Consider the following 12,477-nt stretch of genomic DNA (forward strand, 5'->3'; position numbering starts at 1 on the left):
CTGGAAGGGTAAGCAATTCGGCGACCTTCCCACACATAAGTGTCGGACGCGCTCGTTGCCTGCTTGGTGCGAATCCTATAATGCTGCTCGCATCTCCTCAGCGTCATTTCACCACGCACAGAATAGGGGTCGCTGTAGAAAACGGAATTTAAAGTACGTTAAGCCCCAGGCATCGGCCGCAACGGCCTGAACTTACCTGCCCCGATCTTAGCGCTGGAGCGCCAGACGTAATCGCCCGTCAGGTTGATGTGCTCCCAGCCCAGTGGCGACAGGTATTGCAATAGCAAGGTGTCCACCTCCTGGCCATGGTTCCGCAAAGTGGCTGTGGCCCGCTCCAGGTAGACCGTATTCCACAAAACGATGGCCGCCGTGACCAGGTTCAAACCACTAGCCCGGTAACGCTGCTGCTCAAAGCTGCGGTCGCGGATTTCGCCCAGTCGGTTGAAGAACACAGCCCTGGCCAGCGCGTTACGCGCCTCTCCCTTGTTCAGTCCGGCATTGACGCGGCGGCGCAACTCCACGCTTTGCAACCAGTCCAGAATAAACAGCGTGCGCTCAATGCGGCCCAACTCACGCAGTGCCACCGCCAAACCGTTTTGTCGTGGGTAACTGCCTAGCTTTCGCAGCATCAGCGAAGCTGTCACGGTGCCTTGCTTGATGGATGTGGCGAGCCGTAGGATTTCATCCCAATGGGCACGAATCTGCTTGATCTTCAATCGCTCACCGCTGATCATCGGTTTGAGACCGTCATAGACGGTGTCGCCTTTCGGAATGAAGAGCTTGGTCTCGCCTAAGTCACGGATGCGCGGCGCGAACCGAAAGCCTACGAAGGGCATCAGGCCAAAGACGTGATCGGTGAAACCTGCTGTGTCGGTGTAGTGCTCCTCGATCCGCAAGTCCGACTCGTGGTACAGCAAGCCATCCAGCACATAGGTGGAGTCGCGCACCCCGACATTGACCACCTTGGTGCTGAACGGTGCGTACTGGTCGGAGATATGGGTGTAGAAGGTGCGCCCCGGTTCCGAGCCGTACTTTGGATTGACATGGCCGGTGCTTTGGGCCTTGCTGCCTACCCGGAAGTTTTGTCCGTCCGATGAGGACGTGGTGCCATCCCCCCAGTGGTCGGCAAAAGGTTGCCGGAATTGGGTATTCACCAGGTTGGCCAAGGCGGCGTTGTAGGTTTCATCGCGGATGTGCCAGGCTTGCAGCCAAGCTAGCTTGGTGTAGGTGGTGCCAGGGCAGGACTCGGCCATCTTGGACAACCCCAGGTTAATACCGTCAGCCAGGAGGGTTGTCATCAACAATGTTTTGTCTTTGGCTACGTCGCCGGACTTCAGGTGGGTGAAGTGGTTGGTAAAGCCAGTCCACCCATCGACCTCCATCAGCAGCTCGGTAATCTTGATGTGGGGCAGCAGTGCCGCCGACTGGTCTATCAGGGCTTGTGCCTCATCGGGTACTACCGCGTCCAGTGGCGTGATCTTCAAACCCGTGGCTGTGGTGATGATGGCGTCCGGCAACTCGTTGGCTAGCGCCATCAAGTTGGCCTTGGCAAGCTGGGATTCCAGCAGCGTCAACCGCTCATGGAGGTACTGGTCACAGTCAGTTGGCACGGCCAGCGGCAATTCGTCGGCCAGTTGCATTGTGGTGAACTTCTCGACAGGGACAAGGTACTCATTGAAGTTCTTGAATTGGCGAGAACCTTGCACCCACACATCACCTGAACGCAGCTTGTTCTTCAGTTCCGACAAGGCGCATAGCTCATAGAAACGGCGGTCGAAACCATTGCTGGTTTTGACTAACCGTGCCCAGCGGGGCGTGATGAATTTGCTGGGCGCGTCCGCTGGCACTTGTTTAGCGTTGCTGGAGTTCATCAAGCGCAGTGCCTCGATAGCTTCCAGTACATCTTTGGCTGCTGGCGCGGCACGCAGTTTCAGCACATTCAGAAATTCAGGCGCATAGCGGCGCAAAGTCGCATATCCATCACCCATGCGGTGCAGGAAATCAAAGCTCTCGGGCTGGGCCAGCACTTGTGCCTCGCTGACGCTCTCGGCGAAGTCTTCCCAAGGAAGCACCGATTCAATGGCTGCGAATGGGTCAGCGCCTGTTTTCTTGGCTTCAATCAGCGCCAAGCCGATACGGCTGTAGAGGCACACCTTGTCATTGATGGCTTTGCCGGAGGCCTGAAACTGCTGCTGGTGCTTGTTTTTGGCTGCGTTGAACAGCTTGCCGATGATGCGGTCGTGCAGGTCGATTATTTCGTCGATGACCGTAGCCATGCCCTCAATGGCCAGCGCTACCAAGGTGGCATAGCGCCGCTGCGGCTCGAACTTGGCCAAGTCAAAGGCCCGCATTTGCCCACCCTCTCGGGCGATTTTGAGAAGACGGTTTTGATGTACCACGTGTTCAACACTGGCTGGCAGATCAAGTGCTTGCCATGATTTCAGGCGCTCAATATGCTCCAGCATGTGGCGCGAGTTTGGCTTCTTGGGTGATAGGCGCAGCCAGGCCAGCTTGGTTGTCTTGCTCCCCTCCTTGTGCAACAGTAGCTCATCCAGTCGCTGGCGGTGGGCGCGGGTCAGCTGATCTGACAGTGCCGCATAAATGCATTTGTTGGCACGGGTGATGGCTTCGGCACAAATACGCTCAATGACGTCAACGGTGGGCAACAACACCCCCTTGCTACGCAGCGACTCGGCCAGAACACTGGCCAGTACGATGCCCTTGTCAATCTGCAAGGCAAGCTCACCCAGGCTGTGCACTGCGGCCCGATAGTGGCTCAACGTGGTGAACGACTGAAATTCATAAGCGGCTTGGAGTTCCAAAAGATGTTCGCGCCGCGTTTCGGCACGCTGGTGCCCGTAGTCGTTCCAAGCCTCGCGGGGAACCTTCAACTCATTCGCCACCATGTTCAGTAAGTGGGCGGAAGGTTCGGCATCAACGCCCAGCAAGATGCCAGGGTAGCGCATGTAACAAAGCTGAACTGCAAAGCCCAACCGGTTCTGAGCACCGCGATGCTGGCGAATGAGTGCCAAGTCGACCTCGCTGAAGGTATACAGACGGATCAACTCATCCCCGGCTGTCGGGATGGCCAGAAGGCTTTCGCGCTCATTTGCAGACAAGATCGAACGGCGGGGCATGCTGTTTCCTTCTTCTTAAAAATGTAGGTTTTTGATAAGCCTCGCCTAGTCGCCGATGCGGCACGCAAAATCAAGGCACTTCCATTCTCACAAATAGTTCTTGATATGTTATTCTCAGTCAACTACCATTACAACGAGTTTTGATAAGGAGAGATGCTATGCAAGCCGTGACGACTGCCCCGCCCATACCCACGGGCAAGATCAAGAGCTTTGGTGCGTTCGGGCCAAAGTACGAAGTTGGCAAGCCACTTCGCCAGTTGGATGATGGTGACTGGATGGTCGAGGTCAAGATGGTCGAGACAGGCGAGTCCGCCGAATATCGGTTGACACATGTTTACGATGATCCAGAGGCTCGCTAATGTACGCAGTTTCCTTTGATCTGACGGTGGCCGACGCCGAGATGAACCACCCAAAAGGGGTTTCACAGGCATACACCGAGATCGGTGCCATCTTGGGTGAACATGGTTTTCGCCGAGTTCAAGGTAGCTTGTATGTGACAGACAACGAGGACATGGCCAATCTCTTCCTTGCCTTCCAAACGTTGCGTGCTCGTCCTTGGTTTCCGAAGTCCGTACGAGATATCCGAGCCTTCCGCATTGAGCAATGGTCAGATTTTACCGCCGTGGTTAAAGGAGTCTGAGCAATGAGCCAATCCACCGCACATAAATTTCACATTACAAAATCATGTTGATCGGGTATGCACGCGTTTCGACACAAGACCAAAACCTTGACCTTCAGATCGACGCTTTAACCAAAGCGGGCTGTACAAAACTGTTTGACGACAAAATCAGCGGCAGTAGTAGAGAACGGCTAGGGCTTACGAAGGCTCTGGATATGCTGCGCGAAGGCGATACCCTCGTGGTGTGGAAGCTTGATCGTTTAGGGCGTAGCGTAAAAAACCTGGTCGATTTGGTCAGTGATTTGCACAAGCAAGGTGTCCAGTTCAAAAGCCTGACTGACGCCATTGACACTGGCACCCCGTCAGGCCGCTTCTTCTTTCACGTCATGGCCAGCCTAGCCGAAATGGAACGTGAACTGACGGTGGAGCGCACCCGCGCAGGGCTGGAAGTCGCCAGAAAACTTGGCCGTACAGGTGGGCGCAAACGAAAAATGACCGACAGTAAGATCGAGTCAGCCAAGAAGCTGCTGGCCAACGGCGTGCCACCTTGTGACGTAGCTCATAACCTCGGCGTGTCCGTGCCAACCCTGTACCGCTGGATTCCAGCTTCTGGGACGGCTTAACGTACTTTAAATTCCGTTTTCTACAGCGACCCCGTGTAGGCTAATGTAAGATGAATATCAGGGTTGAATTTACGGCTTTCCTGAAAGCTGCTTTGAAATTGGTACGCCTTACCCCATCGTAAAATGGGAGTCGTTGTTTACGACTTTAATTATGCAGAACACCTAGCCTATAAAAGGTAATGGGGATAAATCAGTAAATAATAGTTAATCATATTATTAATAACATTTAACTTTCATTAATCAAAAAACCCATCCAAAATATCAACCATCTGCAAATGCTTTGATTCGCATCATCGTAAGTAATTGAGAATATCTCATGTTGCTATATGGTGTTTGCCATGTCAGCAAACACGAATTTTATTCTACTTGTACTTATTTTTGTCGCGCCGTGGCAATGTCGACCGTTAAAGAGCAGGGCGACATTGATAAAACCACAACGATGCTTACAGGGGATGATTATTTTCATATCAAGGACGGGTGATGGTAACAATGGTAATGAGATTTTTTCGATTTCGACCAGAGGCTAGCTATGCTTGAATTAGCGTCTGATGATTCAGATAGTACTAAAAAATCTATCTATAGTGGTTCATCCATTGCTTTGCTTACCCAGCATGGTAAGGAGAAAGTAATCGCCCCTGTACTTGCCGCCGCGGTTGAATGTCAAGTAATGTTGGTATCGGGCTTTGATACTGACCAGTTGGGCACCTTTACTCGTGACATCCCGCGACTTGGCTCCCAGCTCGAAGCTGCGCGAAAAAAGGCACGTATGGGTATGGAGTTGGCGGGTGCGTCGCTTGGTATAGCGAGTGAGGGTAGTTTTGGACCCGATCCATATACTGGGATGTTTCTGTGGAATGTGGAAATGATAGTCTGGATAGACGATACCCTGGGTATAGAAGTGGTGGGTATCGCTTCGGGCAAAGCCAGTTTGTTTCATCAGCTCACGACAAGTTGGGAAGAGGCTGAAAAATTTGCATACAAGGCAGGATTTCCCGAGCACGGTTTGGTAGTACGACCACAGCATCAGGACGATGCCCGCATACGTAAGGGAATTACTGATTGGGAAACATTGCACGAGGCTTTCCAGTGGGCATGCAGCGAGGCGGAAAATGGCAGCGCTTTTCTGGAAAATGACGTGCGTGCCCATATGAACCCTACCCGGATGGAGGTCATTGCCGAAGCGGCACGGGATCTGGCCCATAAGCTTAATGCTTTGTGCCCTAGCTGCAGCTCACCTGGATTTCAAATGGCTGATCATATCTTTGGCCTCCCTTGTGAGAACTGCGGTATCCCGACTCAAGAAGCACGTGCGGACATACACCGTTGTGTCCGATGCAGTTATGAGGTAACGGTACCAAGTTTAGAGAAAAAAGCGCCAGCTGGGCGCTGTGGTTTTTGCAACCCATGAGCAAATTCGTATTATTGGCATATCAGTTGTTCAAGCTTAATATGTCTTTTTAATAGGGATAGGGCACATTTATACTCATTTTTGACTAGGAATTGGTTTTCTTATGCCTATACATCACGCAACGCTTCATCAATTAAAAATATTTGATGCTGTAGCTCGGCACATGAGCTTCGCGCGCGCTGCGGAAGAGCTGCATCTGACACCTCCCGCCATCTCTATTCAGGTCAAGCAACTTGCAGAAGCCATAGGGCAGCCACTATTTGAACAAATAGGTAAAAAGATATCGCTAACACCATTTGGTGAGGTTTCATGGGCAACATGTCGGGACGTACTCAACCGAATGGAACGGTTAAGCCAGGAGCTCGCTGCACTACAAGGGCTGGAGAAAGGAAGCTTTAAGCTGGCAACGCTGGCTACGGCTAAGTATTTTATTCCACGGTTATTAGGTGAGTTTTGTACGAATCACCCTAAAATTGACACGGCCCTGTTTATGGGTAATCGCAAGGACTTACTCGAACGCCTTGCACAAAATCAGGATGATCTTTATATCTTGGGTCAGCCACCAGATCATATGAATGTTGTTACTGAAGCTTTTGCTGATAACCCACTGGTAGTAGTTGCGAGCCCCAATCACCCGCTAACTCAGGAAAGGGATATTGCTCCGGTACGTCTGCAAGACGATGCTTTTATCTTGCGGGAAACTGGATCTGGAACGCGCCTGGCAGCTGAGAAATTTTTTGGGGAGCACGGGGTAACACTCAAGGTACGTATGGAATTGGGCAGTAATGAGGCGGTTAAGCAATTAGTGGCTGGCGGTTTGGGAATATCCGTGCTGTCCGCCACGACGTTACGCGCTGAGATTGCCAGTGGCGAGCTCGTGATACTTGATGTGCGGGGTTTACCGTTAAAGCGAAAGTGGCATCTGGTCTATCCTGCAGCTAAGCAGCTTACCCCAGCCACCAAGGCATTTATAGAGCTACTTTATGCAGCTGCGCAAACCCTGGATTGGTCGCAGTCTGGTGGAGCAAATTAACTTGAGTTGTATATGATCCTAGAAACGGCAGTTGACCGCTAATTTGTTGAGTTAACATCATCATATTTAACGCTTATTTTGGTGATTTACCTGTCACCTGTTTGGTGACTACGCTACACGTTGAATTGCACGCCCCTCACGGCACATGGCGGCGTTGCTCCGCACCTGAATGGAATAGCCATTCAGGATTATCGCGCCTTGCCCTGCACCCTGATGCGCGTACACTTCAACGTGTCCAACTGCCGTTTCTAGGATTATATTCTGCAACGATCTTATCATCGCCCCCTAATCCCTTCGCGAGGTGCGGATAAGCAGCGATATGAATAGCATGCGCTAGAATATAATGTCTGGCTAAGCCAATCGTTTCATGTCTCGCTGATCGGTTTGTGAATTTGCATAATCACTATCCTGAGATTGACACTGTAATAACACTTCCGCTGCACGACCACCACAGCCCCATACTCTTATACAGCGTTCTACTTCAAGCCGGACTGCGTCACGTACGCCTTCCATTATGGCGGCATAGCCTTCGACACCCGCCAGTGCATTTTCTCTCATACGTTGTGCTGCAACATCGAGTAGCACCGAGCTGTAATTGATTTTGGCCGCGCCAAAACTGATCATGCGTTTTAACTGTTCATCGGTAAAACCCGCACTGCCGTGAATTCCAAGCGGGATACCGACGGCCTGATTGATTTTCGAGAGGCGGGTAAAATCATATTTGTTTGCACCGCTGTTCAGGCGCTTAACTGAAATAGCCAGACAACCGACCCCAGTTCGTTCAACGTAATATTTGGCCTCGGACGGCGTAGTAGAGCCGTTAGTTGCAGATTCAACTTCCTCTATGCTATCCCCAGTTTCGAGTTGACCCACTTGTCCGACTACCATTACACCACTTGCAGCAGCTAGCTCAACAACCTTTTGTGTCAATTTCACGTTATCTGGCAGAACGTGAGCAGAAGCGTTGAACACTATGCTGTTACAACCCATGCTGATTGCGACTTCAGCAGCCTGATAACTGTCCTCAACCTCGATCTGGAATGCTACTGGAATTGTGGCTCGCTGAGCCATTTCAATCACCCCGCGTGATAAAGATTCTATGCTGTCAGTTCCCGGATAAGCGTTGGATACACTTAGAATAATTGGCGTGCGCATACCCTCTGCAGCCGCAACCACACCTTCTAGTATCTCCCAGCCAGCCACACCAAAAGCACCCACAGCATAGCCATGATAGTAGGCGTGACCCAGCATATTTTTCATATCAACCAATGGCATTCCAAATCTCCTGAAAGTAGCGCTCACAAAGGCGACAGATGCAATGAATTATGGCGTCAACTTCGTATTAATAAAAGTTAAATATTATTACATTAACGTTTTACTTTTATTTATGATTAGGTCGTATATTCAAGCAGATAGACCTCGCCTACAAGGTTATGTGTCTATCGAGAGTGCTGTATCAGACATTTCCCACTGGGCAGTTGCAACACGACGATAAACGTCACCTGTCTCACCGATACGAAATAGGTGCAACCAGCCATTTTCAACCAACTGCCTCACCAGTTCGTGGCGGGCAATGATGTCTTCCATGGCCGCTTCCGGCGCCTCGATGAATACGCTCAGGCGTAACGGTTCATGGACCCAGCGCTTGCCGTTGTGCAGAGACTGCATAGGCAGGCCGACGCGCAGGTCGCCACCATTGCCCTCCAGCACGCCGATGGCACCGCCAACCACGTTGTGCAGTACTTTATTGCCGCTGCCGAAACGCGGGTTGTCGACGACGGAGCCGTAGTACTGCATGTTGATCCAGTTAGCCACAACCATGGGTGCAGTCATGATTAGTTCCAGGATCTTGAATCCACTATCGTTTTGCCAGGCGTAGTCGTGCAGAAAAGCGCGACCACCCAGATCCATATCTGCTGTACGTACACGTGGCGCAGCAATAAAGGCGGCGTTGTTGGCTAACGCCCATTCCGGCCGAAGTTGCGACCAGTCGCGGCTGCGTTCCCGCACATTGGCTTCAACTGCCTGATCCGATAGACCTGAAATTCCCAGCAAGGCCGAGCGCTGCATGCGGGTCAGGTCACCAGCTTGATCCAGCCACTCGCGCAGATGCGTCAGATCCGGAGCCAGCTGTTTGGGCACATCGTCAGTGTCGAACAGCCGCACCTCGTCTGTGGTGGTATCGTGCAGACCAGCCAGGAACCAGGTGTCCTCCGGAATTACGATGCCCCGCTCGTGGAGATCGCGCCGTACCGCTGGTTGATTCAGCAGAGCGACCACAACACGGGCACTGGCTTCGCCAGTCTGTCCGGCGCAAGCACCGCAGTCTAATCCAGTAGCGTGGGGATTGTTTACCGAGGTGCTGCCGTGACCAGTCAACAACACCAGACGCCCGAAGTTATCAGTCATGGACATAGCCCGCAGAATCCGCTCCGCGTGACCCACCCAGTCAGATGGCGGGATGCCTGAATCTGCATGGTGAGGACATGACTGTGCCTCAGGAACCTGAGCCAGCGTCGGCCCTATCCGATCAATGACCTGCTTGTCGAGTCCATGGGTGAAGGGATCTGGTACTGGCCGGCTCCAGCCAAAGCTGTCGGTCAGCAGTTTGGGCGCATACATCAGCCCGGCAGCCTCCACGAATGAAAAACAGGAGGAAGCAGAAAGCTTGAAACCTTTCCACGCCTTGGATAAAGCGATACGTTGACGCCGCTTGGTCAGTTCTTTGACAGTCTGCTGCTCATCGTCCTTGACCTCTTCATATATGCGATAGGCTGGATTAAAAAGTACCGGTACATGAGAATGGCCAGTGCTGGCACCTAAGGGTACGTATTCGATGAAAATACCAAAAAACCCAGCAAAACCGATGGTCTGTACTGATGGCGCCACAGTTTCCAGAGAGCGTCGGAACACCTCGGAGCGTACATCGATGCAGAAAGCCGCCTGAGCTGCCGGGCGCACAGCAGGTCGGGCTGGTTTTTCATTGGCTTTGCTCAGCCCAGCGATCACGCTACGTTGGAAGCCGATTTCCATGGCGTTGAGCATGATGCGGTCGATCTCGGCAGCAATCTGGCGCTTGGAGGAAGGTGCGCGCATGCTGGCCGCAAGCATCTCGCGCCAGCGTGCTACCAGGGCTACCGACTTTTTCTCTTTGAACAGCAACACGTCCCACATCAGGCGAATAGCCAATAGATCCACGATGGAATCGTTCTGCCCCCCAGTTAGCTCGGCCTGCCAACGCAGGTAACGAGCCCAGGCTGCCCAGCCACCTATACTCAACAGCGAGGCATGCAGATAGCGTTCCATTCCTGCTTCAGGGATGTCCAACTGTGCAACGGCCCAGGCAATAGCTGTGCGGGGATCATCGGGCAGTCGGCTGATTTCCGAGCGGAAGTGGTGTAAGCCCATCATTGCTGGACTGCGGTCGATAGTGGCAGCCTTACGCCAGGATGCATAGAGGGATAGGTTACGCCAGGGCATGGCCTGAATAGCCTGACCCAGGTCAAAATAGGCGGCGCAGTGCAAACTGATGCGTTCAGTAACGAAGCTCGACCAGAGGCCGCCTTCAACTCGCTCCAGCACCTCACTTACTGGCGCCATGCCCAGCTTGGGCTTGGGTGCTTCAGCGGATAGCGACCACTCAACGATAGAAATATCCAGTTGGCTGCCACAGCGGATAATAGCCTGTTGCAGGTCTTCGCGTGAAATACGCCCCGTTACCAATTGCTCGTGGTAATAATCTCTGGGCATATAGAGGTTAGAACCCGTGATGCGTGCGAGCGTGTCCGAGGCATCCTGAAAACTGTAGTCGCATAGCCCAAAGAAAGGATTGACGGCGACAAAGTGTTTCAATGGCCACAACGGTGCGATACGCCCGCAAGCGGCATTGATGCACTGGTTCAGCTCAGCGGCATCCATTTTTTTGGTTGTGGTTTCTTCGTGGGTAGCGATATCGGCGTCGCTCATCGCGATGCTGTCGTTTATACGCATGATCAACCTCCCGTTGGTTTTTCGGTTGCAAAGGGACTGGGACGTGTACTATGAATTGGCGCAGGCCATACCCGCTGCAACAATCGGGTGATATACACGTCAATATACAAGCCGTTATACAGATGCATGTAGAGTCCTTCGACTAGTGTCGGTGGTGCATATTTAAGCAATTTCTGCAGCATGAGCAGCGCCAGAAAGACGCTAATAATGGCAATAGCCATTGCATCCTGGAAGTATCCTGTCGCATCATGTATAGGCAGCACGCTGCCTTCCAGAGCCTTTTCGAAAAGGGCATGCAGGGTAAAATAGGCAGTACAGATTACAGCGCTCAAGCCGACACCACGCAGCAAAAATGTAGCGTTGCTCATTGCATTAGCCGTTTGTAGCAGCAACTGACTCAACGCAATTGCGACGATTCCACCAGCAGCAATTAAAGCGGGTTGCGACTCCGGCGTGATACCAAAAGCAGAACCCACGATTACTGCCATAAGCCCACCTGATCCCAGGGCGATGATGAGCTGGCCAAGCTTGAAGCCACCGTAACTACTGGCAATAGTTGGAGCACGGAAATTATCCACGCCACTGCCAGAAGACAGGAAAGCATGAGCCTTGTACAAGGAGTGGGCAACCAGGTGGAGCATAGCCAAACTGTAAAGACCAAGACCACATTCCAGCAACATGAAGCCCATCTGCGCGGTGGTGGACCAGGCCAGTGATACCTTAATGCTGGTTTGCGTCAGCATCACCAGTGAAGCCAGAGCCAGCGTAGTTAAACCGATCACCGCCAGAATGCCTAAGGCAATTTCTGAGTAAGACATGATAGGACTCATGCGGATAATCAGGAAAGCACCCGCGTTGACTATGCCTGCATGTAGCAATGCGGATACCGGCGTAGGTGCCTCAACTACCTGAATCAACCAGCCATGCAGCGGAAACTGGGCGGATTTGAGGACAGCACTCAGCACAATTAGCACAGACGCCCATTGCAACGTCAACGGTAATGGTTCTTGCATCAACGCCATGCTGTGGAGTATGTCCACGTATTCCAGACTGTGCAGGGTCGAACCAATCAGAAAAATAGCAGTGAGATGACTCAGGTCGCTGATACGGTTAGCGATAAACTTTTTATGTGCCGCAAGTACAGCGGCTGGACGCTCCCGATAAAACGTCAGCAGCTGGTGCAGACACAGGCTATTGGATATCCAGGCCAGCCAGAACATGAGCATGTTGCCCGAAATAATCAAGGTCAGTATGGTACCCAGGGTCAAACTCAGCCATTTGTGAAAGCGGCCCTGATTAGGGTCTCCATCCATGTAGTTGCGCGAGTAGCGGGTTACTATGGCGCCAACAAATGACACCAGCAACAGCATGATTACAGTTACGCTGTTGACATAGGTGGAGATGGAAAAGGCGCCTATATTCCCTGGCAGGTTAATACTGTAAAGCGTCCAGGTACGATTACCATCAAAGGTATGGACTACAGCCGCCAGTAAGGCACTAAAGCAGGCAAGCCATGCGACCGTACCATTCAGTCGCGCCATGAATTGTGGACGTTGATTGGCCCATCCAGTCGGTATCAGCCCTGCCAGCAGCACAATCAATGGCGCTGACAGGACGAGAATGGGCGTGAGTAGACTAGGCAGGGTTTGCATGACAATCTCCATTTA

At 52.2% G+C, this 12,477-nt stretch carries 9 protein-coding genes; 5 read left to right on the plus strand and 4 right to left on the minus strand.

Going from position 1 to position 12,477, the window contains the following annotated elements; all coding sequences use genetic code 11:
- Positions 1-158: 158 nt before the first annotated feature.
- A complete protein-coding gene (locus SFSGTM_RS15535; RefSeq protein ID WP_162084761.1) occupies positions 159-3,137 on the minus strand; it encodes a Tn3 family transposase in 2,979 nt (992 codons plus the stop codon).
- A gap of 158 nt (positions 3,138-3,295) precedes the next feature.
- On the opposite strand from SFSGTM_RS15535, the gene SFSGTM_RS15540 reads away from it, so the two are divergent.
- The 5 genes from SFSGTM_RS15540 to SFSGTM_RS15560 all read left to right on the plus strand — a co-directional run bounded on the left by SFSGTM_RS15540 (position 3,296) and on the right by SFSGTM_RS15560 (position 6,820).
- On the plus strand, positions 3,296-3,496 hold the full coding sequence (locus SFSGTM_RS15540; protein ID WP_162084760.1) for a DUF5397 domain-containing protein: 201 nt from the start codon (positions 3,296-3,298) through the stop codon (positions 3,494-3,496).
- Positions 3,496-3,777, plus strand: a complete 282-nt coding sequence (locus SFSGTM_RS15545) for a virulence factor (RefSeq protein WP_162084759.1) — start codon at positions 3,496-3,498, stop codon at positions 3,775-3,777. The genes SFSGTM_RS15540 and SFSGTM_RS15545 overlap by 1 nt, the downstream gene beginning before the upstream one ends.
- A 44-nt stretch (positions 3,778-3,821) precedes the next feature.
- On the plus strand, positions 3,822-4,379 hold the full coding sequence (locus SFSGTM_RS15550; RefSeq protein ID WP_162084758.1) for a recombinase family protein: 558 nt from the start codon (positions 3,822-3,824) through the stop codon (positions 4,377-4,379).
- A 529-nt stretch (positions 4,380-4,908) separates the two neighbouring features.
- Positions 4,909-5,787 carry a DUF6671 family protein gene (locus tag SFSGTM_RS15555; protein ID WP_162085949.1) on the plus strand — a complete coding sequence of 293 codons (879 nt, stop codon included), beginning with the start codon at positions 4,909-4,911 and terminating at the stop codon, positions 5,785-5,787.
- 103 nt (positions 5,788-5,890) lie between these two features.
- Positions 5,891-6,820 (plus strand): LysR family transcriptional regulator, encoded by a 930-nt coding sequence (locus tag SFSGTM_RS15560; RefSeq protein WP_162085950.1) that lies wholly within the window; start codon positions 5,891-5,893, stop codon positions 6,818-6,820.
- A gap of 351 nt (positions 6,821-7,171) precedes the next feature.
- Here the strand turns inward: SFSGTM_RS15560 and SFSGTM_RS15565 are convergent, their stop codons facing one another.
- The 3 genes from SFSGTM_RS15565 to SFSGTM_RS15575 form a co-directional block, all read right to left on the minus strand.
- On the minus strand, positions 7,172-8,095 hold the full coding sequence (locus SFSGTM_RS15565) for a class II fructose-bisphosphate aldolase (protein ID WP_162085951.1): 924 nt from the start codon (positions 8,093-8,095) through the stop codon (positions 7,172-7,174).
- 156 nt (positions 8,096-8,251) lie between these two features.
- The gene (locus SFSGTM_RS15570; protein WP_198420576.1) at positions 8,252-10,810 is read right to left on the minus strand and encodes a YbcC family protein; all 2,559 of its coding nucleotides are present in this window, start codon (positions 10,808-10,810) and stop codon (positions 8,252-8,254) included.
- 2 nt (positions 10,811-10,812) lie between these two features.
- Positions 10,813-12,462: an NADH-quinone oxidoreductase subunit L gene (locus SFSGTM_RS15575; protein ID WP_162085952.1), complete on the minus strand. Its 1,650-nt coding sequence runs from the start codon at positions 12,460-12,462 to the stop codon at positions 10,813-10,815.
- Between the last annotated feature and the right edge of the window lie 15 nt (positions 12,463-12,477).

This window comes from Sulfuriferula nivalis (assembly GCF_009937995.1).
Lineage (GTDB): Bacteria > Pseudomonadota > Gammaproteobacteria > Burkholderiales > Sulfuriferulaceae > Sulfuriferula > Sulfuriferula nivalis.

Coding starts and splice junctions, on each gene's coding strand:
- SFSGTM_RS15535 (WP_162084761.1), bottom strand. CDS start 3,137: ATGCCCCGCCGTTCGATCTTGTCTGCAAATGAGCGCGAAAGCCTTCTG.
- SFSGTM_RS15540 (WP_162084760.1), top strand. CDS start 3,296: ATGCAAGCCGTGACGACTGCCCCGCCCATACCCACGGGCAAGATCAAG.
- SFSGTM_RS15545 (WP_162084759.1), top strand. CDS start 3,496: ATGTACGCAGTTTCCTTTGATCTGACGGTGGCCGACGCCGAGATGAAC.
- SFSGTM_RS15550 (WP_162084758.1), top strand. CDS start 3,822: ATGTTGATCGGGTATGCACGCGTTTCGACACAAGACCAAAACCTTGAC.
- SFSGTM_RS15555 (WP_162085949.1), top strand. CDS start 4,909: ATGCTTGAATTAGCGTCTGATGATTCAGATAGTACTAAAAAATCTATC.
- SFSGTM_RS15560 (WP_162085950.1), top strand. CDS start 5,891: ATGCCTATACATCACGCAACGCTTCATCAATTAAAAATATTTGATGCT.
- SFSGTM_RS15565 (WP_162085951.1), bottom strand. CDS start 8,095: ATGCCATTGGTTGATATGAAAAATATGCTGGGTCACGCCTACTATCAT.
- SFSGTM_RS15570 (WP_198420576.1), bottom strand. CDS start 10,810: ATGCGTATAAACGACAGCATCGCGATGAGCGACGCCGATATCGCTACC.
- SFSGTM_RS15575 (WP_162085952.1), bottom strand. CDS start 12,462: ATGCAAACCCTGCCTAGTCTACTCACGCCCATTCTCGTCCTGTCAGCG.